The organism is Nocardioides euryhalodurans (assembly GCF_004564375.1).
Classification (GTDB): domain Bacteria; phylum Actinomycetota; class Actinomycetes; order Propionibacteriales; family Nocardioidaceae; genus Nocardioides; species Nocardioides euryhalodurans.
Genome location: NZ_CP038267.1, coordinates 1,812,747 through 1,836,820 on the forward strand (window position 1 = coordinate 1,812,747; position 24,074 = coordinate 1,836,820).

Sequence of the window (24,074 nt, forward strand, 5' to 3'; positions counted from 1 at the left end):
GTGACCGCCCCCGCCACCGAGACGCCGCGCACCGGCCTCTCGCGGACCGCGGACGGGCGTGCGGTGCCCCTCGCGGCCGAGCGGGCGCGCGGTCGTGGCCGCCTGGAGCACCCGGTCACCAGCTGGCTGGCCTCCCTCGGCGTGATGGTGCTGGCCTTCGGCATGCGACTGGTCGGGCTGGGCGAGCCGCGCGAGCTGGCCTTCGACGAGACCTACTACGCCAAGCACGCCTGGTCGCTGGTCCACCACGGCTACGTCCGCGACTACGTCGCGAACGCGGACCGGCAGATCATGCGGGGCGAGTCGTCCGGCCTCTGGCAGCAGGACCCGACGATGGTCGTGCACCCCGAGCTGGGCAAGTGGCTGATCGGCCTGGGCGAGCTGGCCTTCGGGCTCGACCCGGTCGGCTGGCGGGTGCCGTCGCTCATCGCGGGCTCGCTGATGGTGCTGGTGCTCGTCCGACTCGTGCGCCGCCTCACCGGATCCACCCTGCTCGGCTGCGTCGCCGGCCTGTTGCTCGCCTTCGACGGGCTCCACTTCGTGCTGTCGCGGCTGGCGCTGCTCGACATCTTCGTGGCGCTCCTCACCCTCTGCGCGGTCAGCTGCGTGGTGATCGACCGCGACCACTGGCGCGCCCGGCTGGCGCGGCTGGCCCCGGAGCCGGTCACGGGCGGCTGGGGTCCGGTGCGCGGGCTGCTGTGGCGGCCGTGGCTGCTCGCGGCGGGGGTCTGCTTCGGCCTGGCCGTCGGCACCAAGTGGACGGCCCTCTACCCCCTCGCGGCCTTCGGCCTGCTCGTCTGGGCGTGGAGCGCCGGCGCGCGTCGCTCCTTCGGGGTGCGCCGGCCGGTGCTCCGCTCCGCGGTGGTCGACGGCGTGCCTGCCTTCGTCCACCTCGTGCTGGTCGCCTTCGTGGTGTACGTCGCGACCTGGACCGGCTGGCTGGTCCACGCCGAGGAGTACGAGCAGTCACTCTCCAACAGCCAGTACACGACGTACGACGGGGGCTCGCCGTGGCCGACGCGGGACGAGCCCGACGCCTCCGGCCTCGGGGAGGTGGTGCAGTCGCTGCGGTCCCTGGCGTACTACCACGACGACGTCTACACCTTCCACGCCCACTTCCTCGACGACTCCGACCACGCCTACCAGTCGCTGCCGTCGGGGTGGCTGCTGCTCGCGAAGCCGGTCAACGTCAGCGCCGACACCGACATCGCGCCGGGCAGCCAGGGCTGCGACGCCCCGGCCGACTCCGACTGCCTCCGGCAGACGCTGATGATCGGGACGCCTGCGCTCTGGTGGGGCTCGATCCTCGGGCTGCTCGCCTCAGCGGTGCTGTGGGTGGGGCAGCGGGACTGGCGCTTCGGGGTGCCCGTGGTCGGCACGCTCTCGACGTGGCTGCCCTGGCTGGCCTACGACGACCGGCCGATCTTCCTGTTCTACGCCTCGATGATGCTGCCGTTCATGGTGATCGCCGTCGCGCTCTGCCTCGGCAAGCTGGTCGGCAGCTCCCGTGCGCCGACGCCGCGGCGGACTGCGGGCGTGGTCGTCGCGGGCTCGTTCTTCGTGCTGGTGCTGCTCAACTTCGCGTGGTTCTACCCGGTGTACGCCAACCAGCTGCTGACCCACTCGGAGTGGGTGGACCGGATCTGGTTCGAGCGCTGGATCTGAGCTGCGGACTCACGCAGTCCGCTCGCGCGGCACGTTGAGCAGCGGCACACCGCCGAGCCCCCGGCGGTAGCGCACGTGGCCGGCGTACTCGTCGAGCGTGCGGTAGAGCGTCGACCGCGCCACCCACGGCAACGGCTCGACCCCCTCGCGCCAGCTCTCGCCGAAGGACACCCAGGCCGGAACCCAGTCGGCGGCGTCGTCCCACGCACCCCGCCTGGCCTCGAGCATCCGGTGCCTGATCTGGAAGGCCTGCCGGGGACCGTCGGCGCAGATCGGCGCGGTGGCGACCGGCCAGAGCCGCAGGTCGAGCGCCATCAGGCGGACCTCGAGCTCGACGAGCACGCAGGGGTCCACCAGCACCGTCGCCACGTTCTCGTGCGGTTCGCGCAGCATGGGCGACACGGTCACCCGAGGACCCGGGTGAGGTCAAGCACTCGTCTCTCGGAGGCCGAGGCATGCTTCTCCTCGTGGAACTCCCCCGCTTCGAGGACGCCGGCAGCACCCGGCCGGTCCAGATCGCCCGGCCCGGGCGGCTCGAGCACGCGCTGGCGCCGTACGTCGCGGTCGACGCCGTGGGCCACCGTCACGTCACGCTGGCCCTGGTCAGCGGCGAGGACCGGCTGGCCGTGGCCTACGACGACGACGGCTTCTCCCTCGCAGTGACCAACGGCGGCCTGACCACCGACCACCGCAGCCGGCGCGCGGGTCGCCCCGACGCCACGGTGGAGCGGGTGGCGCTGACGCTGACCGGTACCCACCTGACGGTCTGGTCGCGCGAGGGGGGCGAGTGGCTCGTGCGCGGTCGGGTCGAGCTGCGCGGCCGCATCGACACCCACGACGAGGAGTGGCTGGCAGCACTGCGGGCCGAGGGCGGGCAGCTGCGCGGATACGGCCAGGTCGGCCTGCGTGACCTCCGGCTCGTCACGTACGCCGACGGGTCGCCCGTGCGCGAGAGCGACCGGGTCCTCGTCACGGCCACGAGCGCCGGGCCGGGCTTCTTCGACACCGCCCACACCTCCGTGTGGACGCTCGACCCGGCGAAGCTGTCGCTGGTCCACCGCAGCGACCTGTTCTTCCGCCGACCGGGCGACGGCGGGGTCTACGGCGACCACGCCTCGCACCTGGTCCGGGACGGTGGCCGCTGGCTGCTCGCGACCAGCACCTGGGGCGACTTCGACCCGCAGCGCCCGGGGGCGACCGTCGCGGTGACCCTCGCCGAGACCGACGCCGACCTGCTCACGGGTCGACACGTGCTCGACACCCGCGCCCTGGACCTGCCGACGACCGGGCTGCGCTCGGTGGGTGTCTGGGACCCCCACCTGGTCCGGAGCGACGACGAGTGGCTGGTGGCGTACGTCAGCGCCACCCGCTTCTTCCGCTTCCACCCCGTGCTCGCGGCGGGGCCCTCGCTCGAGACGCTGGAGCTGCGCTCGGCAGCGGTGAGGGGACACCGCGAGACCGAGGGCTCGACCCTCCACCGGTTCGGCGACGACTGGCGGGTGCTCGTCAGCGACGGCCACCGCAGGCGCTACCCGGTCATGGACCTCGACCTGACCGAGGTGGGCGAGATCGACGCGCCGTACACCAGCAACATCCCCTGGCCCACCCTCGTCGAGCACGACGGCGGACTGCTGATGGTCGGCTTCGACGGCGAGCCGGCCGGGGGCCGGCTGGTGCCGTACGGCAGCCACGGCGCGGTCCGCTTCGCGCGCACCTGAGGGCGCCGGCAGCGGCCGCACCTGGGTAGTCCCCGAACCTCCGGTCGCCGACCGGGGAGCTCTGCGACCAAAGATTCGGGGACTATCCGGCCCGGGAGGACCATCACGACGACCCACTCACCCGTGGGCGAGCAGCTCCAGGGCGATGACCGCCAGGCCGAGCACCACCTCGGCGAGCAGCACGACCAGCCGCTGGAGCAGGGGCAGCTGCAGCCGGCGTACGGCGAGGTAGCCGATCGCGACGAGGGCTACCACCAGCGCGATGGTCGCGGCCCGGAGCGCGGTGTCGCTCTCCCAGATCCCCGCGACTCCCAGGCCGAGGAACACGAACGGCAGGAGCAGGGACGCCAGCGCGCTGGAGCTGACCCGGACCATCGACCCCAGCTCCCGCCCGGTCGGCAGCCGGGCGTGCACGACCACGTGGGCCACGACGTCGGCCACGAGCACCGCCAGCGCGGTGCCCGTCACGGCGATCAGCAGGGTCAACGCTGCCCGTCCCGCCGACTCCGCGTGGGAGCCGAGGGCGAGGACGACGGCCAGCGCCGTGAACGTGATGTAGACGCGCTCCTTCAGCCGCGCCGCACGCTCGACCAGCTCCGGGTCGCCGGCCGTCGTCCCGTGGTCCGCCATCGCCACAGCGTAGGCGGGTCACGCCTCAGCGCGGCAGCACGAACTTCTTCGCCGGAGGCGCCACCGTGCCGCGCACGAGCTCGTCGGGCAGCCACGCGAGCCGGCGCGCGCTGCGACCGGCCGCCGTGCTGACCTTGCCCGGCACGGAGAACGAGGTCGCCGCGAGGTCCAGGGTGTAGCGAGACGTGGGACTGGTGTCGACGTTGCGGAGCCGGCTCGGTGCCGCAGCGACGACCACCAGCCCGAGCCGGTGCCCCTTCGACACGACGGTGTCGTCGGGATCCATCCGGACCGTGACGTCGTGGCGACCCGCCCCGTCGAGCCGGGCCCAGCCGCGACCGAGGACCTGCAGCGGGGTGGTGCCGACGTTGCGGCGCATCGTGAAGTAGCACGCGTCGTCGTACGACGTCGACGACCCGTGGCAGGACTCCTGCTGCGTCGTGACCGCACCATCGCCGCTGGCGAGCACCCGCTCCCCCAGGCCGTAGTCGACGAGCATCACGCCGACCTGCCCGACCGGGACCTCGGTCGTCACGCCCAGCGTGGCGGTGGCGGTCCCGCTCATCCGGGTGTCCTTCCGGAGCGGACCACTGGCGAACAGCAGCCGACGGGAACCGTTGCCGGAGGTCAGCGCCGCGGTCTCGCTCTGCTGCGGGTCGTTGACCCAGGAGGCCGTCCCGGCCGTCGCCCGCTTGGCGAGCATCCGTCCGTCGGCGCGTGGCGTGAAGGTGGTCTGCCCGCGGGCCGGCCAGCGGGTCTGGGTGACCCACTCGTCGGGGCGGACCTCCACGTCGACCTCGCGCTCGTCCAGGATGCCGTTGTCGATGCCCATGAGCTCGCTGTCGAACCAGCGGTGCAGGGTCCTCACCCAGCGCGAGCGGTCGGTGTCGAAGGGGTCGACGTGTCCCACGCGGGTCAGCCACATCTTGCGGGTCACGCCCTCGCGACCCAGCTGGGTCCACCACTGGGAGAAGTTCCGCGTCTTGACGTTGGTGTCCTGCAGCCCGTGGTAGACGAACACGCTGGCCTCGACGTTGCCGACGTTGGTGACCGGGCCCTGACGATGGTCGCGCTCGGCCCAGAAGGCGTCGTACGCCCCGGTCTCGTCGCCGTCCTCCGCCGCCATGCGCTGCAGAGTGGCGCTGCAGTCGACCGGCTCGGTGCGGTTGCGCGCGACGTAGCCGGACAGCCAGGACGGGTAGTCCCAGCTGAAGGGCAGCCCCTGGGAACGGTCGTAGTCGTACCACGAGCTGATCGCCGAGATCGGCACGATCGTCTCGAGGCCCTCGACACCGGTGGCGGCGACGCCGTTGGCGATGGTGCCGTCGTAGCTCTTGCCGATCATGCCGGTACGACCGTTGGTCCAGTCGGCGGTGACCGGCTCACCCTCGGCGTCCACCGCCTCGGCGTTGCCGTTGAGCCACTTCACGACCGCCTCCACCGAGCCGACGTCGGAGACGCCGCCCTGGTCGACGCAGCCGGTCGACCGGGCGGTGCCCGCGACGTCGACGGCGACGAAGGCGTAGCCGCGGGGGACGAAGTAGTTGTCGTAGAACAGCGGGAACTGCTCGGGCGAGCCGTCCTCGGCGTACGTCTTGAACTCGCCCTCGTTGCCCCGGCCGACGCTGAGGTGGTAGGGGCTGGCGTCCATCACGACGGGGACGTCGACCCCGGCGGCAGCCGTCTCGCGGGGCCGGATGATGTCGGCTGCGACCCGGTCGGGCTCGCCGTCGTCGTCGAAGTCCGGAGCCGTGACCCAGACGGTCTCCCGGATCGCGCCGGCATAGTCGTGGATCGGTGCCGTACGCCCGTTGCGCAGCTCGTAGGGCGTGCCGGGTGCAGCCCCCGGCGGGGCTCCGGCGGCGGGTCCGGTGAGGCTCGCGACGGAGAGGCCGGCCAGCACCAGCCCTCCGACGGCGAGACCGGTCAGGGCGGTGCGAGATGTGCTCACGGCGTTCCTCCCGAGAAGGGTGGCAGGGCCGCGCGCCGCGCCCGCGTCCGGCGTCGCCGGTCGGGCCGACAGGTGGCCGAGTCCACCTGGATGGGGCTCAAGCCAACGTCACGGGTGGACGCGCGTCAAGCGTCGAGCCCGACGGCGTCCGCCCACGGCACGCCTCAGAGGTTGATCGTGATGTCCGCGCCGTCGCGGAGCTCGTCGACCAGCGCCTGCGCGGCCTGGCCCTGCTCCTGGGCGACGGCCTGCTCCTCGAGCTGTGCGCGCACCTTCTCGAACGGCGGGATCTTCTGCTGCTGCCCGCCCTGCTGGGCCATCTGCTCCTGCTGCTGCTTGGCCTGGTCGTAGAGCGTGCGGAGCTCCTTCTCGGTCGGCTCGACCGAGCCTGACTCGTCGGCGACGAGCCGCTCGACGACGACCTGGGTCTCCACCTGGGTGCGGACCTGGTCGGCGGAGGTGCCCTGCTCCTCGAGGGCGGCGAGGAACTCCTCGGAGGACCCGAGCTGGTTCTGCTCGGCCAGCTCGGCGAGCTTGTCCTCGACGTCCTGCTCGGAGGCGTCGATCCCCCGCTCCTCGGCCTCCTGCATCAGCAGCTCGGTGTCGACGAGCGTGTTGGCCGTCTGCTCCTTGAGCGCCTCCTCGTCGGGCTCCTCGCCGCCGCCCATCTGGGCCTGCAGGGCGGCCTGCTGGAACTGCGCCGTGTAGCTCGTGACGAACTCGTCGCGGGTCACCTCCTCGCCGTTCACCTCGGCCACCACGTCGGGGATGCCCTCGAGGTCGGGCTCGGGCAGCTGGCCCTGCGCGGCGGGTGACTCGGAGGTCTCCTCGGAGGAGCCGCCGCCGGCGCTCTCGGAGTCGCCCCCACCGCAGGCGGTGAGCGCGAGCAGGGCGGCAGCCAGGCCCAGGCCGAGGACAGTCGTGGGTCGCTTCGTGTCAGTCATCGCCCACGACCGTACGTGTCGACCCTGAGCGGAGCCTGATCGGGCGGGGGCCTGCCTGGCCCGGCAAGCTCCTGGTCGCCGGAAGCCGCGAGCGGGGACTGGGAGAAGCTGCACCTGCTGCCGCTGGACAGCGGGTCGTGCGTCGGTGGAGCTGAGGGGATTCGAACCCCTGACCTTCTCATTGCGAAGGTGCGCCTTGCTCCACCTGCCACATGTGCGACCGTTTCCGTGCGTTGCACTGCTTGCCCCGACAAGCCCGAATTTCCGACTCGGCGCCACCGGGGGGCCACAGCCGGACGACGGATCCACTGGCTCTGTTCACGGCCGCCGGGCCGACGCGTCCGCACGCGAATTCCGGCTTGAGGGTGTGCTTCTACACCGCGGCAGAGCGTCCCGAAGCGGCATTCAAGATCATCGAAACCGCGACCGGGGGACCTCGACCTCGGCCCGCTCGTCGCCAGATTCGGATGCGAGGCGGATCCCGCGGCCACCATGGAGCTGGTGGACAAGTACGGGCTCACGTTCGGCTAGCGGGCTCCCGCGTCGAAAGGCTCGAACAACTGAGTACTGGCTGGTGCACCTCTGAGGTGCACGGATCGGGGTAACGAGAGGCAGCCCGAAGCAACGGGACGCTGTTTCACGCTGAAGAGCCGGGGGCTCGCTTGTCAGCGGGGTGGTTCTCCGGTTTGACTCCCCCCCTCGCGCACCTGAGCCGTTCGGGTTGGATTCTGAGACGCTCCGGTCCCGGCCGACTAACCTTCGGTAGGCAGCGGCGGCGTCGAGGCCGGCAGCCCGCGGTGGTCGGTGTGCGCCTCGAAGCCGGACGCGATCGAGATCAGCGTCGCCTCGTCGAACGCGCGACCGAGCAGCTCCAGGCCGACCGGCAGGCCGTCGGACGCGAAGCCGGCCGGCATCGCCAGCGCCGGCAGGCCCGCGATACTCGCTGGGCCGCAGTTGAAGTGGCCGGAGTCGTCGTCCTGGTCGGGACGCACGATGACGCTCGCCGTCGTCGAGCTGACGGGGTAGGCGACCGCGTCGACGTCGAGCCGATCCAGGACCGCCTCGAGATCCCGCCGGTACGCCATCCGGCCGGCGACCGCCTCGCGGTACGCCCGGGTGGTGGGTTTCCTGCGACTGGCTCCCGGGTCGTTCACGATCCGGGCCCACGCCCGCCTCGGCGCGGTGGGTTCCTCCGCGAGGTACGCGGCGAGGCTCGACGGGAACTCGCCCAGGATCGGATCCATGTTCTGCCGTGGCTCGGGCAGGCTGATCGGGACCAGCTCCGCCCCGTTCGCGACCATCACGTCGAGCGCGTCCTGGAGGACGCCGTCCAGCTCGTTTCGGTAGTCGAACTCCAGGACGCCGATGCGCCGCCCCTCGAGTCCGCCAGGGTCGAGCGCATCGACGAGGGATGTCTGCGTCGGCACCGTGGCCGGGTCCTCAGGGTCCTCGCCGGAGGTGATGTCCACGATGATCGCCAGATCTGCCACGGTGCGCGTCATCGGACCCAGCTCGTCGAGGGAGGAGGAGAAGCGAAGGGACCCTGCGCGCGACGACAGGCCGTAGGTCGGGCGCAGACCGTAGACGTTGTTCAGTCCCGCAGGGTGGCGGATGGATCCGCAGGTGTCCTGTCCGAGTCCCGCGACGGCGAAGTTCGCCGCGACGGCGACGGCGGTGCCGCCACTCGACCCGCCGGGCTCCCGGCTGGTGTCGTACGGGCTCAGCGTCTGGCCTCCGACGGTCGAGTAGGAGTTGGAGCTCTGGGCCAGTTCGGCGAGGTTCGCTTTGCCGAGGATGATCGCCCCCGCCTCGCGCAGCTTGCGGACCTGGAAGGCGTCCCGGGCCGTCTGGAAGTGCTCGAGGACGCGGCTGCCGGACGTCGTCCGCATCTCGGCCGTGTTGATGTTGTCCTTCACCACCAGCGGGATCCCGTGCAGCGGCCCGCGTGGCCCGGACGCTGCGCGCTCGGAATCGAGGGCCGCGGCCTCGGCGCGCGCCCGAGGGTTGATCGTGATCAGCGCGTTCAGCTCGGGTCCGGCGTCGTCGTACGCCTCGATCCGCGCGAGGAAGTAGTCGACAAGCTCGACCGAGGTGATCCGTCCGTTTCGCAGGGCGCGTTGCAGCTCCGCGATGGTGGCGTCCGTCGGGAACCGGACCTCTCCGGTGATCAGCGTGTCCGGCGGCGGTTCGGTCGCCGCCGTGGTGGTCGACCGACTCGTCTCCGACGTGTCGGCGGGCGCGGTTCCGGGGGTCGAGTCGGTGCACCCCACCAGAGCAAGCACCAACGTGCCGGCGACGACGGCTCGGCGAGGACGGGAGCCGGGCAGTTTCGGCCGTCGGGGGATCATGACGTGGCCTCCGCCTGGCTCCGCCCAGGTGCGAAACGGACGGATTCCGCCATGGCGCGCAACTCGGCCTTGATGGCCGCCGGTGTCTCCGGGAAGTACTGGGTCATGATGACCACGCGAACCCCATCGACGTCCATGACCCAGAGGTCCCACCGGTTCGCCGGCCCCTGGACGTAGGGCGCGGGCTCCCAGGGACGCCACTCATAGCAGTCGCTCAGGTCCTTCGGTCCGAGCAGCGAGAAGAACGTGCCGCCGTACTTCCCCAGCTTGACGGGCCGGGGCTCGGTGGTGTCGATGAGCGGATGTGCGGCCACGGCGTCGACGAAGTCGTCAACGGTCGGGCCGACCGGGCTGTCGGTCTCCTGGTGCGAGACCTGTGAGCAGGGCTGGGAGTTCAGGCGCACCCACCAGTTGGTCCACCCCAGCGCGAGGGCCGGGTCGTTGGGACTCGCCGTGTCCCTGCCCTGGACCGGGAAGAGGGAGACGACCTCCGTTGCGGCGGTCCAGCCCGCGGGAACGGTGACCTCGAGGGTCGGTAGCGCCGGCCTCTTGTCCGCCGGGCAGTCCACGTCGCAGGTGTTCAATACCGCGAATCGGTAGCGCCCGGGGGTCACTGCACCGTCCTGGAGCTCGGGCACGCCGGTCGGGGCCGCGCTCGTCGGAGGGCTGGTCGATGCACCGGCCGCCGGGGACGTGGGCTCCCGTGGCGCTGTAGGGGTGGAGCCGCCTCCACATCCGCCCAGCAGCAGCGACGCCAATACGGCCAGCACGTACGGCGCGCGCGAGAGCGCGGCAGCGCGTGCCGCGACGAAGCCCACAGGCTCGGCTTCCTGCTCCATGGATCGGCTCTCCTTCGAAGGGAACATGTCGACTCCTAGAAAGCAGGAAGTGGCAACGGCGGGTGGAGCAGCGCTCCACCTCCCCGACGACGTTGTTGACCGTGCGCCTCGAACCCGGCAGCGACGGTGAGGGCGGCTGTGCCGGCCGGCTCGGATGTCTCGTCCGAGTCAGCGCAGCCGGCCGAGGCCAGCAGCAGTGCGGCGGGCGCACACTTCGCCTTCATGTGGTCACGATCCTTGTCGTGGTTGGCACTTAGCCTGGGTCCCTGGAGGGCCCGGTCTCAGCTGCAGACCTGCCGAGCGACGGTGTGGCCGATCAGGTAGGCGTCGTCCATGGCGTCCCGGAAGTGGATGCCGCCCCAGATGCGGGACATGAACGCGTCGTCCTCCAGCGTTGCCAGGCTGGGATAGCTGCGGGGGGCGCCGTTGCCGTTGAGCGTGAGCGGGATGTCACCGAGGTGACAGCGCACGGTCTCGGCGAACGCGGCGGTCAGTGTCCCGTGGCCGCTCGGATACTCCGGGTACGCCGGCACCGGGAGCACGGAGGTCCAGCCGGCCACCGAGGAGGTGAGCGGGTCGCCGTCGTCGGAGGTGATCGCCGCCGTCGGCCGCCAGAAACCCTCGGTGAACTTCAGTCGCCAGGTCTGCCGCATGGCCTCAGCCGTCGAGCGGTCGAGGTCCGCGAACAGGTCCGTGGTCTCGGACAGGCTCAGGGGCACCTGGCGTGTGCGCAGATGGGCGATCAGCGCGTTGCGGTAGAGCGCGAAGCCCGGGACGTTGAAGAACGTCGCGGTCGCCGCGTTGGTGGGGTCCGCCCCGGTGCGGCCGTCGGCTTGGACCTCGGCCAGGTCGGTCCGGTAGGCCGCGCTGCCCACCGGGTCCGGTCCGTCGACGGCCACGGGGCGGCCTCCGGCGACCCGGTCGACGAAGCCGTACCAAGCGGTCACCATCGGGCCGGTGTGCACCCATACGCCGATGCCCGGCTGTGCGCTGTAGACGATGAGGGGGTCCCCACGGCTGTCGTCGACGCGGGAGGCGATGACCGCGTCTGCCGCACTCGCACCGATGGTGACTCCGGTGTCCTCCGGGGGACCGTCGGGGACAGTGGCCAGGGTCTCGGCCAGCTTGGTGTCGAGGGTGGTGGCCGACGGGGGGAAGTAGTGCACGAGGACGTCGTGTGCGGCTTGAGCCAGGGCAGCTGCCTCGGAGGAGTCCTCGGTCTTGAGCGACTTGCGGACCGCCCGGTCTGCGGCCGTGCTGGTGAACGACAGGTACAACGCCTGGGCGGGGGTGAACGGCACCGTGGCCAGGGCGGTGCTCTGCCATGCGAGCGCGATCTCGGCGGACTCGGGCTCGGCGGCTGCGACATGCGGGCCGCCGGGTGCGGCGACGGTGAGCCCGGCGGCGGCGATGGCGCTGAGGCCCGCCAAGAAGCGATGCTTGAGGTTCATGTGCTTCCCATTCTCTGATTGATCATCTATTCCTCGATGCGGAACGTGATCGACTCGACAGCCCGGGTGGACTGGGCGACCAGGTCGTCCGGGGCGTCCTCGAGGTGGAACCTGTCGACCACCACGGACGTGCCGTCAACGTCCACCACCCAGAAGTCGATGATGACCATGCCCTCGTCCCCCTGGGGGCTCTCGTCGAAGTAGCTGATGCCACGGTCCCCGGCCGGACCGTCGGCCACCAGGTAGGCGGGGTCATCGGCCGCGCACCCGGCGTCGATCCGCAGCTGGAGGTGGACGGCGCTGCGTCCGAAGGCCTCGGTGGGTGCGGGCTGTTGGACGACCTGACTGCGCGGCAGGTGGATCAGCTGCTGGACCAGCTGCTGGGGTGCGGTGGCTGCGTCCTTGTAGCCCGCGGCCATTCGGCAGCCGCCGCCCACCGACTCTGGCTGGTAGACGCCGAGGCCGGCGAAGGGCTGGCCGGTGTTCGCCACCGGGTAGTTCGAGGCGCGCCAGCCTTCACCGTCGATGGTGAAGTCGGCCTCGATTGCGACGCCGGCCTCGGTGTTGCCCACGTCGGTCCGGTATGTGCCCGCCTCGGCCGGTGCCTGGTCGTTGTCCGCCCAGGGCTGAGGGGGCGCGGCCTCGGGCGTCTCGCTGGGCTGGTTCACCACGCCGGTGTCAGGGAGGGCGTTGTCGAGCTGCGTGGCGCCGTAGGTGCCGCCGCCGACGAGCAGCACCGCTGCGGCCGCGAGGCCCATGCGCATCGTGTTGCGCCGGCGCAGGCGGGTCTCCCCGCCCTCGACCATGGCTTCGATGTCCGGGGTCGGCGTCGTGCGCACCTCCGCCTCCTGGCGCAGCACCGCACAAAGTTCCTCTTCGAGATTCATGACTCGCCCAACACCTCTCCGACACCCGACGCGGCCAAAGCGCGCCGGAGAGCCTTCATTGCCGCCGACGCCTGTGACTTCACAGTGCCGGGGGCACATCCGAGAACTTCCGAGATCTGCGCCTCCGTCAGGTCCTCGTAGTAGCGCAGGACGATCACTGCGCGCTGCCGCGCAGGCAGCGCACACACCAACGGCCAGAGCAACGACCGGTCGAGTACGCCGACCTCCACCGGCTCGGCCGCGGCCTCCAGCGGCCGCTCCGACAGCACCTCGCGCAGCCAGGCCCTACGGCTGCTCGACACCACCGCGTTGGCCAGCATCCGGCGCACGTACGCCTCCGGATACTCCATGCGGCCGATCCGTGCCCACCCGACGTACGCCTTCTCGAGCGTGGTCTGGAGCACGTCCTCGGCCACTGTGGGCGACGCCGTCAGCAGGTAGGCCAGGCGGTAGAGCGACTGCCAGCGCGCGGCGACGAAGTCGACGAAGTCGACGAGGTCCTGCGCCGCCGTGGTCATCGCTCACCCCACTTCGTGGTCACGCTCCTATAACGCGAATGGTCGTCGATCCGGTTCGTCCCCAAATGGAGATTCGTTGTTGCCACGCTGTGCCCATCCGTCCGGCCATCACCGGAGCCACGAGCTTCCTCGACGGCGAAACGGCCCGCCAGCTCCGATCCTCTGGACACGAACTTCTCGCCTCTGGATGCGATCCCCGTCAGGACCAAGAACCCTTCGCGCTGCCGGTCGACGACTATTGACGACGCGACCGCGCTCGACCGCCGGCCGCCGACGTCGAGGACCACCCCCACGCCGCCACCCGTCCGAAGGGCTTTCCGGGACCCGTACCTCATTCGGCACGCCGTTCATCCGGACAGCTGCCGGGGCCGTCGCCATGCGCGTCTATCTGGCCGACCTGGAGCGCCTCAACAGGCGCCGGGGGCCACCGGGGGGCCATCCGCCCGACGCGCGGGCGAATAACAACGACGAATCCCCCGAGTGATCCGTGCGTTTCCGCAGGTCACCCGGGGCACTCCTTTGGTGGAGCTGAGGGGATTCGAACCCCTGACCTTCTCATTGCGAACGAGACGCGCTACCAACTGCGCCACAGCCCCAGTGCGTCCACGGGACGCGATGGCAGACGTTAGCACCGGCGACAGCCGGTCTCCAAAGCGGGATCAGCGCAGCAGCAGCCGCTCGATCTCCTCCAGCGCCTGGCGCGCGTAGCCGTGCCAGAGACGGCCCAGGAGCGGCATCGCGAGCGCGCCGGCACGGCCGCGGGGGTGGACCGTCCAGGTCCACGTGATCCGGCATCCCGTGCCGGCGGCCTCGACCGCCCAGAGCCCGTCGACGGTGGCGACCAGGGGCTTCAGCGGACCGGTGACCTCGGAGAGGGTGTAGCCCCAGGACAGGGGCCGCTCCACCGAGCTCAGCTCCTCGAGCATCGTGCCACCGTCGGTCGTGACGATGCGGCGGCTCTGGCCGACGGAGTCCCAGGAGTCCGGGGCCTCGCGGACCTCGCGGATCGGTGGCATGAGGACGTAGCGGCGGTGGAAGATCTCCGGGAGCGGGGTGGACAGCACCCGGTCGTACGCCTCGTCGCGCGCGACCGGGACCGCCCGGGACTCGGTCAGGTGGGTGGCCGACATGCCGGCAGCGTAGACCCGTCCCCGCAGCCGTCGCGGCTCAGGAGCCGGTGGCGCGGTGCTGCTGCTCGGCAGCGGTCTTGGCGGCGCGGGCGGCCTCGTCGGCCTCACGCGCGAGCGCCGAGTCGGCCTCGGTACGGCCCGAGGTCCACACGCCGGTGGAGTCCAGGTCGATGGTGCGCACCGTACGCCGCGCGGCCGGCGGCTTGGAGACGTACGTCGGCAGCGTCACCGGCATCGGGTCCCAGAGACTCGGGTCCGTGATCGCCGGCGTCTGCGAGGTGTCCTCGAGCGCGTCGACGGCCGCCTCGTCGACGGCCGGCTCCTCGGCCGGCACGTCCGGCTCGGAGAGCGAGCGGTCGAAGCGGACGTTGCGCTCCCGGCGCACCATCACCCGGCAGGCGACCAGCCAGGCGACGATCAGGCCGCCGGGGATCGCGACGTAGAACCAGCTGATCAGGCCGAAGGCGGCCACCCCGACCGTCGCGAGCAGCGAGAAGGTCAGCAGGCCCAGGACCCGGCGCCGGCGACGCGTCGCGCGCCGGGTGGACTCGCGGGTCGAGGCCGGCGCGGCGGAGAGGGACGCCTTGGTGGTGACGATCGGCGTCGAGGCTGGCCGGCCCGGGCTGACCACGAGGCGGGTGTTGCGACGGTTGACCGGCTCGCGGCGCGCGAGCACCCGCATCGTGTGGGAGAACCGGTCGACCGAGCGGCTGCGGACCACGTCGTCGTGGTGCTTGAGCGCCTTGGGGATCAGGTAGACGGCCCACGCCACGGCAAGGGCCACGAAGATCAGCGCAGAGAGGTCCACGGAGCCGAGCGTAGGAGCGCGACCGAGGCGGGGACCGCACCGACGTGGGTGTGTCGCAAAATCACTTCTGTGACTGGTGTGGTTCGGCGGTGGGTGAGGGGCGTTCCCCGGTCGCGGCGCTCAGCGGCCGTCGAGCCGCGCCAGCATCCCCTCGGGGCACTCCTCGACGGTGACGGCGTAGATCCGGTGGTCCCGCCAGGCGCCGTCGATGTGGAGGAAGCGGGGGGCGAGCCCGACCTCGTGCAGGCCGAGCTTCTCGACGACGCGGAGCGAGTTGGTGTTCTCCGGCCGGATGCAGATCTCGACGCGGTGCAGCCCACCGCGCGTGAAGCAGTGGTCGATCGCCATCGCCACGGCACGCGGCACGATCCCGCGGCCGGCGTACCGCTGGTCGATCCAGTAGCCCATCGAGGCGAACTGCGCCGAGCCGCGGACGATGTTGTTGACCGTCAGCTGTCCGGCGAAGCGGCCGTCCACCTCGATCGCGAAGGGGTACGTCGTGCCCTGCCGCGCCATCCGGCCGAGCCGGCGCACCAGCGAGCCGAACGACGCCGGGCGGGCCGCCGTGCCGGGCGGGACGGTCGCGTCCCACGGGCGCAGCCAGTCGGCGTTGCGGCGGCGCACCTCACGCCAGGCGGCCTTGTCGGACCGCGCGAGCGGCCGCAGCGTCACCTCGCCCGAGGTGAGCCGCGCCGGCCACGCCGTCAATGGTCGCTCCCGACGACCTGCTCCACGGCGTGGACCAGGATCGGCTCGAGCACGGCCAGGCCGTCCTTCACGCCACCGCGCGAGCCGGGCAGGTTGACGACGAGGCAGCTGCCGACCACCCCTGCGAGCCCGCGGGAGAGCGCCGCGGTGGGGATGCCCTTGGCGACCCCGGCGGCCCGGATCGACTCGGCGATCCCGGGCACCTCGAGGTCGAGCACGGCCCGGGTCTGCTCGGGGGTGCGGTCGGTCGGCGTGAGGCCGGTACCGCCGGTGGTGAGCACGAGGCGGGCGCCGTCGTCGGCCGCGGCACGGATCGCGGCGCCGACGGGGTCGCCGTCGGGGACGACGACCGGGTCGTCGACCGTGAAGCCGAGACCGTGCAGGAACTCGACGATGAGTGGGCCGGTCTCGTCGGCGTACACGCCGGCCGCCGCACGGTTGGAGGCGACCACGACCTCGGCCCGCATCGTCACGACCTCTCCCAGTCGCCGGACTTCCCGCCGGACTTGGACTCAATGCGGACGTCGGTGATCACCGCGCCCTTGTCGACCGCCTTGACCATGTCGACCACGGTCAGTGCCGCCACCGAGACCGCGGTCAGCGCCTCCATCTCGACGCCGGTCCGGTCGGTGGTGCGGACGGTGGCGGTGATGCCCACCGCGTCGTCGTCGACGGCGAGCTCGACGGTCACGCCGGAGATCGCCAACGGGTGGCACAGCGGGATCAACGAGGGCGTCTGCTTCGCGCCCATGATCCCCGCGAGCCGGGCGACGGCGAGCGCGTCGCCCTTCGGGACACCCTCGCCCCGCAGCAGCTCGACCACCCGGGGCGAGACCAGCACCCGCCCGGTTGCGACCGCCTGCCGGTCGGTGACCGCCTTGCCCGACACGTCGACCATCCGGGCGGCACCGGACTCGTCGACGTGGGTCAGCCGGTCCCCCATCAGAACTCCTCGTCGAGGACGAGCACCTGGACCATCTCGCCGGCCGGCAGGCCGGTCGTGTCCTCGGGCACGACGATCAGGGCATTGGCACTGGCCAGCTCGCCGACGAGGTGCGACCCGGGGCCACCCACCGGCGAGACCGTCGGACCACCCCGGCCGAGGTCGTACTGGCCGCGCAGGAACTGGCGCCGCCCCTCCGGCGAGGAGACCGGGTGGGTGAGCCGGGCCCGCGTGGTCGGGCGGGAGTACGGCGCCTTGCCCATCAGCCGGCGCAGGGCCGGCAGCACGAACATCTCGAAGGAGATGTAGGCCGACACCGGGTTGCCCGGCAGCGTGAAGATCGGGGTCTCGTCCTCGCCGACGACGCCGAAGCCCTGGGGCTTGCCGGGCTGCATCGCGACCGGCCCGAACCAGACGGTCCGCAGCGGTGCGAGCGCCTCCTTGACGACGTCGAAGTCACCCATCGAGACGCCGCCGCTGGTCACGACCAGGTCGGCCCGCACGAGCTGGTCGCTCAGCGCGTCCATGAAGGCGCGTGGCTCGTCGGGGACGATCCCCACGCGGTAGGCGATCGCCCCGGCCCGACGGGCCGAGGCGGCGAGCAGCCAGGAGTTGCCGTCGTAGATCGAGTCGGGGCCCAGCGACGTACCGGGCTCGCGCAGCTCCGAGCCGGTCGACAGGATCACCACCCGCGGGCGCGGCCGGGACCGGACCGTGGCGCGGCCGATGCTGGCCAGCAGCCCGAGGTGACGCGGCCCGAGGACGGTGCCCTGCTCGATCAGCAGGTCGCCCTCGCTGACGTCCTCGCCGGCCCGCCGGACGTGCTGGCCGGGCTCCGGCGGGTAGGCGATGCGGACCTGCGCGACGCCGCGGTCGGTCCACTCGTACGGGACCACCGCGTCGGCGCCGGTCGGCATCGGGGCGCCGGTCATGATCTTGGCGGCTGTGCCGGGCGAGAGGGCGAGCAGCCGGGCCTGGCCGGCGCCGATCTCGCCGACCACCGGCAGGTGGACCGGGCTGTCCGGCGTCGCGGTGAGCACGTCCTCGCGGCGCACGGCGTAGCCGTCCATCGCGGAGTTGTCGAAGGACGGCAGCGCGATCGTCGAGACGACGTCCTCGGCGGCGGCGAGCCCGAGGGTCTCCATCAGTGGCTGCGGGAAGTCGGGCAACGGCTCGATGGCCGCCAGGATCCGGTCGAGGTGCTCCTCGACGGTGCTGACGCGGTCAGCCATCCGAGAGCACCGTCCCGGCCTCGACGCGCTGGGCAGCCGTGGCCTCGAGGTCGACCTCGCCGACCACCCGGACACCCCGGCCGAAGGTCCAGTCGCCGTCGACGGTGAGCCGGGTCGCCTCGCGCAGCGAGGGCGCACCCTCGGGGAAGCGCTTGTCGAACTCGCCGACCAGCTTGTAGTGGCTGCCGTCGAGGTCGACGAAGGGGACGTTGGGCGCGGTCTGGTCGAGGACGTAGTCGCCGCCGAGGTCGTAGACGTCGGAGCGCAGCACCAGCAGGTCGTTGGTCGTCTTGACGGGGACGAAGCGGTCGCGGCCGACGCAGATGGTCCGGGCGCCGTCGAACACCTCGATCGCGGCCCCCATGGCGGTCTCGACCTGGACCACCTCCGGGCTCTTCTTGTCACCCGGGTCGACGTTCTTGACGTTGCGGATGAGCGGCAGCCCGAGGATCCCCCCGCGCACGTCGAGGGCCTGCTTCATGGCAGCCAGGTCGAACCACAGGTTGTTGGTGGAGCAGTAGCGGTGCCGGTCGAGGTCGGCGAGCGCCTCCTGGTCCTCCGGCAGCGTCTGCGCGGTCTCGCGCAGCACGATCCGGCCGTCGAGCTTGCGCCGCGCGAAGTGGCCGCCCTTGCGGTCCGAGGCCGTACGCCGGACCGCCTCGATCGCGAAGGGCGCCCCCGAGGTCGCGAACCAGCCGGCGACCCGCGCGTCGGGCACCGCACCGAGGTTGTCGGAGTTGGAGACGAAGACGTAGCGGTAGCCGGCACCGATGAGCCGGTCGAGCAGCCCGGTGCCGCGCAGCGCGGTGTAGAGGTCGCCGTGGCCGGGCGGGCACCACTCGAGGTCGGGGTTCTTCGGCCACGAGACCGGCTGCAGGTCGTCGACGAGCAGCTTGGGCTCCTTGTTCTGCAGGAACTCCAGCGGCAGACCCTCGACGGGGAGGTCCTCGTACCGCGCGAGCGCGGCCATCGTGTCGTCGCTGGTCCGGAAGCTGTCCATCATGATCAGCGGCAGCGGCGCGTCGTAGGCCTTGCGGAGGTGGAGCACCTGCCGGGCGATGATGTCGAGGAACGAGAGCCCCTTGCGCACGCAGAGCAGCGACTTGGCGCGGTCCATGCCCATGGACGTGCCGAGCCCGCCGTTCAGCTTGATCACCGCGGTCGCGCGGATCGCCTCCGCGGCGTCGTCGTCGGCCACCTCGACGTCGTCGAGGGACTCCATGTCGAGCGGCTCGATCGTCGACTCGGGCACCATCCCGGTCTCGCCGTGCTCGAGCAGCCGGTAGTAGTGGGCGAAGGTCTCGATCGCGACCTCGTCCACGCCGGCATCCGCCATCTTCGCGCGCGCCCTGTTCAGCCCAGCACTACCCATGCCATCGATCGTAGGCTGGTCCTGTGCCCCCACCGCAAGCGCCCCGCGGTGCCGCCGCCGCCGCGAAGCTGGCGCTGCGTGACCAGCTGCTCGCCGCCCGGCGCCGGATCCCGCTCCCCCAGCTCGGCGACGACGCCCGCGCGACCGCCCGCCACCTGCTCGCGACCGAGGAGGTACGCCGGGCCGCCACCGTGGCGGCGTACGTCTCCGTCGGGCGCGAGCCCGGCACCTCGGAGCTGCTCGAGCTGCTGCGCGAGGCCGGCAAGCGGGTGCTGGTCCCGTTGGTGCTGCCCGACCTCGACCTCGACTGGGCGACCTACGAGGGGCCCGCCTCGCTGGCCCCGGCTCGCCGCGGGCTGCTCGAGCCGCTGACCCCGCGGCTCGGCCCGGAGGCGGTCGCGACCGCCGACGCCGTGCTGCTTCCCGGACTGGCGGTCTCCTCGGCCGGTGACCGGCTCGGGCAGGGCGGCGGCTGCTACGACCGGGCGCTCGGCCGGGTGCCCGTCGGCACCTTCACCTGCGTGCTGCTCCACGACGGCGAGCTCGGCGTCGACGTGCCGGTCGAGCCGCACGACCGGCGGGTCACCGCGGCCGTGTCGGCCGCGGGGGTCGTCCGGCTGGGGTAGGGCCGGCGCATTTCCCATGAGAAGGAGGGATCTGCTCGCTTCCCATGGTCGGTCGACCGTGGCAGGTGAGCACGCGACCACATCTCATGGGAAATGCCTTCCCGCCTAGCCCTCCTCCTCCGCCGGCACCAGCGTGAGCGTGTCGTCGGCAGCGGCCTCGACGGCCTCCCGCGAGGACGGCCACGGCAGCGTCTCGCCGTCGACGAAGAGGTCGGTCTGGTCGGTGTAGTGCTCGTGGAAGGGGTGTCCCGAGACGCCGGTGAGGTTGACCCACCGGGAGTCGTCGAGGTCGCCGAGGCTGACCACCATCCGCATCGAGGGCGCGGCGGTCACGCCGTACCCCTCGCGGGCGTCCCAGGAGGTGGCGTCGACGATGGCGCCGCCACCGCCGACCTCCCAGCCGCCCCGGTTGAACAGCGATGCCACGACCGGGTTGTCGGACTGGCCGAGGGTCTGGTGCTCCAGGTCCAGCCGGTGCAGGTGGCCCCAGCGCCAGCTCTCGGGGTTGCGGGCGTGGAGCCGGGTGAGCTCCTCGCGGGCCAGCTCCTGGGCCTCGGCGAGGATCTCGTCGCGGGTCTCCACGTCGTCCTCGGTGGTCCGGTCGTCCCACCAGGCGTCGTCGGGCTCACGCAGCAGGCCCTCCACCGCCGCCATCCAGCGCTGCCCGCCGTCGGGCCACGCCTCCTCGGGCAGGTCGTCGTGGAAGGTCAGCTCCAGCAGGTTGCGCCACACCACGTTGTAGTAGGCGGCCGCAGCGCTGTCGGCAGGCTGGCCGAAGTCCCAGTCGGCCAGCAGCTCCTGCCCGTCGGAGAGGTAGCCGTCGGGCAGCTCGACGTCGAGGAGGTACGGCACCAGCGTGGCCGCCATCGGGTTGCGGTCGTCGAGCTGCAGCTCGGACATCTCCGAGATCGAGAGGTCCTGCTCGGCCTCGATCAGGTCGCGGATCCGCTGCGCGCGGTAGCCCCGGTCCCAGTCGTCGGTGAGGAAGTAGGGGTAGTCGCCGCCGATCACCTGCTGGTTGGCGGTGACGACGAAGCCCTCCTCGGGGTCGAGCACGTTGGGCAGGCCCTGGAAGGGGACGAAGTCGCCGGTCCAGTCGTCGTCGGCACGCCAGCCCTCGGCGGGCACCCGGCCGTCGTTGCCCGACTTGCGGATCGGGATCCGGCCGGGCGCCTGGTAGCCGATGTGGCCGTCGCGGTCGGCGTAGACGAGGTTCTGGCTCGGGACGGCGAACGACGAGGCCGCCTCCCGGAACTCGTCCCAGTCGCCGGCGGTGTTGAGCGCCATGATCGCGTCCGCGGTCGGCGCGGGCTGCAGGGCCGTCCAGGCGAGCGAGACGCCGTAGCCGTCGGTCGGGCGTGGGTCGCCGTGGTCGGGGTCGGCCAGTGCACCGACCTCGGCGTACGGGGGCGTGGACACGTCGGAGACCAGCGGGCCGTGGGCGGTGGACCGGACGGTCACCTCGACGTCGTCGCCGCCCCGGACCTCGATCACCTCCTCGCGGGTCTCGAGCCGACGGAGCCGCCCGTCGTGGCGCCACCGGTCACCCTCGACCTTCTCGAGGTAGAGGTCGGTCACGTCGGGACCGAGGTTGGTCATGCCCCAGGCGATGTCGGCGTTGTGGCCGATCACCACCCCCGGCATCCCGGAGAAGGTGAAGCCGGAGACGTCGAGCGGGCAGTCGGCCGAGACGGTGCGGCAGTGGAGGCCCATCTGCATCCAGATGCCCGGCATGGTGACGCCGAGGTGGGGGTCGTTGGCGAGCAGCGGCTGGCCGGTCGAGGAGTGGTCCCCGGACACCACCCAGCTGTTGGAGCCGATCCCGTCGCCCTTGCCGAGGAAGGCCGGGAGCCGGTCGACCCGGTCCCTCACGGCCGCCAGCACGTCCAGCGCCTGGTCGGAGGCGACGTAAGCCGGCCGCGTCGGCAGCCGGGTGCCGCCGGTCGCGGCCTGGTCGAAGACCCCGTCGACGACCGCGCCCTGCGTGACGATCGGCCGGTGCCGGCGGGCGTCGTACTCGGGGAAGATGTCGGCAACCTGCTCGGGCGAGTTCTCCGACAGCGCGAGGACCCGGTCGATCTCGTCGGTCATGTTGCCGCGCAGGTCCCACGCCATCGCCTTGAGCCAGGCCAGGGAGTCGGCCGTGGTCCACGGCTCGGGCTCGTAGTCGAGGCCGGTGAGCCCGAGCACGGAGTACTCCAGGGCGAGCTCCCCGGTGCTCGTCTGGTCGAGGTAGGCGTTGACGCCGTCGGCGTACGCCTCGAAGGCGGTCCGGGTCTCGGGCTCCAGCAGCGCGATCTCGCGCTCGGCCACCTCGCGCCAGCCGAGGGTCCGCACGAACGTGTCGACCTCGACCGTGGTCTCGCCGAACAGCTCCGAGAGCCGCCCGGACGTCGTGTGGCGCCGGACGTCCATCTCGAAGAAGCGCTCCTGGGCGTGGACGAACCCCTGCGCCCGCATCAGGTCGTCGACCGAGTCGCCGTAGAGCTGCGGGATGCCCGCGTCGTCGCGGACCACGGTCACGTCCGCGTCGAGCCCCACGAGCTCGAGCTCGCCCCCGGTCTCGGGGAACGGCTGCCGCACCAGGACGGTCGCGGTCACCAGGCCCAACACCAGGACGGCGACCAGCGACAGCGATACGTAGAGGGAGAGCCTCACCACGGCAGGGAGGGACCGGAACCGCTCGGGCCAGCCGGGGTCGACCGGGGTGGCGGGGTGGCCTGGACTGGCAGCGGGGTCGGTCGAGGTCATGGTGTCGACATTGTGCCGTACCATTGGCAGTCGCCATGCCGGAGTGCCAGCACGGCGCACCGCGACCCGACCGAGCCAGAGGGACTCCCACCGTGCCGACCTACCAGTACGCCTGCACCGAGTGCGGCCACGCCTTCGAGCAGTTCCAGAGCTTCAGCGACGACGCGCTGACCGAGTGCCCGCAGTGCAGCGGCCGGCTCCGCAAGCTCTTCAACGCCGTGGGCGTGGTCTTCAAGGGGTCGGGCTTCTACCGCAACGACAGCCGCGCCACGACCTCCTCCCCGTCGAGCACCACGACGACCTCGACGTCCGAGGGCTCGTCCGGCAGCAGCTCGACCTCCGGCTCGGGCTCGGGCTCCGGCGACTCCGGCTCCGGCTCCGGCGCCTCGACGAAGCCGGCGACCACGACCGCCGGCTGACGTCTCCGGCGCTCCCTGTGGAGGAGCGCCGCGGGAGGGCGCGAGTTCTCCTACCGTCGAGCCATGTCCTCGACCACCCAGCGGATCCGCGCGGCCCTGCGCACCCTGCGGCGCGCCGTCCTGCGTCGGCGCCGGGCGTTGGCAGCCCTCTGCACGGCGGTGGCCGTCGCGGCCGGGGTGCACGCGGTCGCCGCTCCCCCGCCGCCCACGACGAGCGTGCTGACCGCGGCGCGTGACCTGCCCGCAGGTGCACCCGTGGCCGCCGACGACGTGGTGACGGTGGAGTTCGCGCCGGGCACGGTCCCCGCGGGCACGGTCGCCGACCCGGTCGGGCGCACCCTCGCCGGGCCGCTGCGCGAGGGTGAGCCGGTGACCGACGTACGCCTCGTCGGGGAGGCGCTGGCCGCGGCCCACCCCGAGCTGGTGACGATGCCGGTCCGCTTTCCCGACGCCGACCTCGCGGGCCTGCTCGAGGTCGGCGACCGGATCGACCTGGTCGCCACCGACCCCCAGGGCGCGGGCGCCCGCCAGGTCGCGAGCGGCGTCCTGGTGCTGGCCACCCCCGCGACCACCGACGAGCCGGCCGGCACCCTGCCGGGCGTCGTCGTCGTGCTGGGCGTGCCCGCGACCACCGTGACCGCGGTGTCCGACGCGAGCGTGAGGTGGTTCCTCACCTACGCCTTCGCGCACTAGCGTCGGGGGCAGTCACATCCACGGGCCCCCGCGATCTCGGGGGCGAGGAGGCACGCAATGTCCGGCTTCAAGAACTTCATCCTCCGCGGCAACCTGGTCGAGCTGGCGGTCGCGTTCATCATGGCGGCGGCCTTCGCTGCCGTCGTCACCGCGACGGTCGGCGTGATCATGGACCTGATCGGGAAGGCCGGCGGCACCCCCGACTTCTCCAACTACTCGCCGGGCGGGGTCTCGGTCGGGGCGTGGCTCACCGCACTGATCTCGTTCGTGATCATCGCCGCGGTCGTCTACTTCTTCATCGTGATGCCCTACACGAAGGCGCAGGAGAAGTACTTCCCCAAGGAGGAGCCCGGCACGCCCGACGACATCGCCCTGCTGGAGGAGATCCGCGACCTGCTCGCCAACCGCTCCACCGGCGGGACGCCGCCGACCAGCTGAGCC

General features: G+C 72.0%; 23 protein-coding genes and 1 tRNA gene. 6 read left to right on the forward strand and 18 right to left on the reverse strand.

The features are described 5' to 3' along the window. A complete protein-coding gene (locus EXE57_RS08525; protein WP_167305858.1) occupies positions 1-1,665 on the forward strand; it encodes a dolichyl-phosphate-mannose--protein mannosyltransferase in 1,665 nt (554 codons plus the stop codon). A gap of 9 nt (positions 1,666-1,674) precedes the next feature. Here the strand turns inward: EXE57_RS08525 and EXE57_RS08530 are convergent, their stop codons facing one another. Then, positions 1,675-2,058 (reverse strand): hypothetical protein, encoded by a 384-nt coding sequence (locus EXE57_RS08530; protein ID WP_135076371.1) that lies wholly within the window; start codon positions 2,056-2,058, stop codon positions 1,675-1,677. Positions 2,059-2,132: 74 nt separating this feature from the next. Here EXE57_RS08530 and EXE57_RS08535 point away from each other — a divergent pair, with 74 nt between their 5' ends. Next, the gene (locus EXE57_RS08535) at positions 2,133-3,383 is read left to right on the forward strand and encodes a hypothetical protein (RefSeq protein ID WP_135076374.1); all 1,251 of its coding nucleotides are present in this window, start codon (positions 2,133-2,135) and stop codon (positions 3,381-3,383) included. A 117-nt stretch (positions 3,384-3,500) separates the two neighbouring features. On the opposite strand, the gene EXE57_RS08540 is transcribed toward EXE57_RS08535, so the two are convergent. The 16 genes from EXE57_RS08540 to EXE57_RS08615 all read right to left on the reverse strand — a co-directional run bounded on the left by EXE57_RS08540 (position 3,501) and on the right by EXE57_RS08615 (position 19,144). Then, complete coding sequence (locus EXE57_RS08540; protein ID WP_135076377.1) at positions 3,501-4,013, reverse strand: hypothetical protein; 513 nt, start codon at positions 4,011-4,013, stop codon at positions 3,501-3,503. A 25-nt stretch (positions 4,014-4,038) separates the two neighbouring features. Further along, entirely contained in the window at positions 4,039-5,964 is a 1,926-nt protein-coding gene (locus EXE57_RS08545) for a CocE/NonD family hydrolase (protein WP_167305859.1), read from the reverse strand. 164 nt (positions 5,965-6,128) lie between these two features. After that, positions 6,129-6,908 (reverse strand): SurA N-terminal domain-containing protein, encoded by a 780-nt coding sequence (locus EXE57_RS08550; protein ID WP_135076382.1) that lies wholly within the window; start codon positions 6,906-6,908, stop codon positions 6,129-6,131. A 752-nt stretch (positions 6,909-7,660) separates the two neighbouring features. Then, positions 7,661-9,178 carry an amidase gene (locus EXE57_RS08555; RefSeq protein WP_167305860.1) on the reverse strand — a complete coding sequence of 506 codons (1,518 nt, stop codon included), beginning with the start codon at positions 9,176-9,178 and terminating at the stop codon, positions 7,661-7,663. 74 nt (positions 9,179-9,252) lie between these two features. Then, positions 9,253-10,095, reverse strand: coding sequence for a hypothetical protein (locus tag EXE57_RS08560; protein ID WP_135076388.1), 843 nt, complete (start codon positions 10,093-10,095; stop codon positions 9,253-9,255). A 281-nt stretch (positions 10,096-10,376) separates the two neighbouring features. Further along, entirely contained in the window at positions 10,377-11,546 is a 1,170-nt protein-coding gene (locus EXE57_RS08565; RefSeq protein WP_135076391.1) for a phosphatase PAP2 family protein, read from the reverse strand. A 26-nt stretch (positions 11,547-11,572) separates the two neighbouring features. Continuing rightward, on the reverse strand, positions 11,573-12,433 hold the full coding sequence (locus EXE57_RS08570; RefSeq protein ID WP_135076393.1) for a hypothetical protein: 861 nt from the start codon (positions 12,431-12,433) through the stop codon (positions 11,573-11,575). Beyond that, positions 12,430-12,951, reverse strand: coding sequence for a SigE family RNA polymerase sigma factor (locus EXE57_RS08575; RefSeq protein ID WP_135076396.1), 522 nt, complete (start codon positions 12,949-12,951; stop codon positions 12,430-12,432). The genes EXE57_RS08570 and EXE57_RS08575 overlap by 4 nt, the downstream gene beginning before the upstream one ends. A 520-nt stretch (positions 12,952-13,471) precedes the next feature. Next, positions 13,472-13,547: transfer RNA gene (locus EXE57_RS08580), tRNA-Ala, on the reverse strand. A gap of 63 nt (positions 13,548-13,610) precedes the next feature. Next, entirely contained in the window at positions 13,611-14,081 is a 471-nt protein-coding gene (locus EXE57_RS08585) for an SRPBCC family protein (protein ID WP_135076399.1), read from the reverse strand. Between the two features lie 37 nt (positions 14,082-14,118). Beyond that, a complete protein-coding gene (gene sepX / locus EXE57_RS08590) occupies positions 14,119-14,889 on the reverse strand; it encodes a divisome protein SepX/GlpR (RefSeq protein WP_135076402.1) in 771 nt (256 codons plus the stop codon). Between the two features lie 120 nt (positions 14,890-15,009). Further along, the gene (locus EXE57_RS08595) at positions 15,010-15,597 is read right to left on the reverse strand and encodes a GNAT family N-acetyltransferase (RefSeq protein WP_135076405.1); all 588 of its coding nucleotides are present in this window, start codon (positions 15,595-15,597) and stop codon (positions 15,010-15,012) included. Further along, positions 15,594-16,064, reverse strand: a complete 471-nt coding sequence (locus tag EXE57_RS08600) for a MogA/MoaB family molybdenum cofactor biosynthesis protein (RefSeq protein ID WP_208543070.1) — start codon at positions 16,062-16,064, stop codon at positions 15,594-15,596. Before EXE57_RS08600 ends, EXE57_RS08595 begins: the two co-directional genes overlap by 4 nt. Positions 16,065-16,066: 2 nt before the next feature. Beyond that, positions 16,067-16,540 (reverse strand): cyclic pyranopterin monophosphate synthase MoaC, encoded by a 474-nt coding sequence (gene moaC, locus EXE57_RS08605; RefSeq protein WP_135076411.1) that lies wholly within the window; start codon positions 16,538-16,540, stop codon positions 16,067-16,069. Beyond that, positions 16,540-17,772, reverse strand: coding sequence for a molybdotransferase-like divisome protein Glp (glp, locus tag EXE57_RS08610; RefSeq protein WP_135076414.1), 1,233 nt, complete (start codon positions 17,770-17,772; stop codon positions 16,540-16,542). Before glp ends, moaC begins: the two co-directional genes overlap by 1 nt. After that, positions 17,765-19,144 (reverse strand): UTP--glucose-1-phosphate uridylyltransferase, encoded by a 1,380-nt coding sequence (locus EXE57_RS08615; protein WP_135076417.1) that lies wholly within the window; start codon positions 19,142-19,144, stop codon positions 17,765-17,767. Before EXE57_RS08615 ends, glp begins: the two co-directional genes overlap by 8 nt. Positions 19,145-19,167: 23 nt before the next feature. Here EXE57_RS08615 and EXE57_RS08620 point away from each other — a divergent pair, with 23 nt between their 5' ends. Next, positions 19,168-19,770 carry a 5-formyltetrahydrofolate cyclo-ligase gene (locus EXE57_RS08620; RefSeq protein ID WP_135076420.1) on the forward strand — a complete coding sequence of 201 codons (603 nt, stop codon included), beginning with the start codon at positions 19,168-19,170 and terminating at the stop codon, positions 19,768-19,770. Between the two features lie 105 nt (positions 19,771-19,875). On the opposite strand, the gene EXE57_RS08625 is transcribed toward EXE57_RS08620, so the two are convergent. Beyond that, complete coding sequence (locus EXE57_RS08625; protein WP_135076423.1) at positions 19,876-22,521, reverse strand: penicillin acylase family protein; 2,646 nt, start codon at positions 22,519-22,521, stop codon at positions 19,876-19,878. 92 nt (positions 22,522-22,613) lie between these two features. Here EXE57_RS08625 and EXE57_RS08630 point away from each other — a divergent pair, with 92 nt between their 5' ends. The 3 genes from EXE57_RS08630 (at position 22,614) to EXE57_RS08640 (ending at position 24,071) form a co-directional block, all read left to right on the forward strand. After that, entirely contained in the window at positions 22,614-22,940 is a 327-nt protein-coding gene (locus EXE57_RS08630) for an FmdB family zinc ribbon protein (protein WP_167305861.1), read from the forward strand. 63 nt (positions 22,941-23,003) lie between these two features. Then, the gene (locus tag EXE57_RS08635; protein WP_135076429.1) at positions 23,004-23,633 is read left to right on the forward strand and encodes an SAF domain-containing protein; all 630 of its coding nucleotides are present in this window, start codon (positions 23,004-23,006) and stop codon (positions 23,631-23,633) included. Between the two features lie 57 nt (positions 23,634-23,690). Continuing rightward, a complete protein-coding gene (locus EXE57_RS08640; protein WP_135076431.1) occupies positions 23,691-24,071 on the forward strand; it encodes an MscL family protein in 381 nt (126 codons plus the stop codon). Positions 24,072-24,074 lie beyond the last annotated feature (3 nt).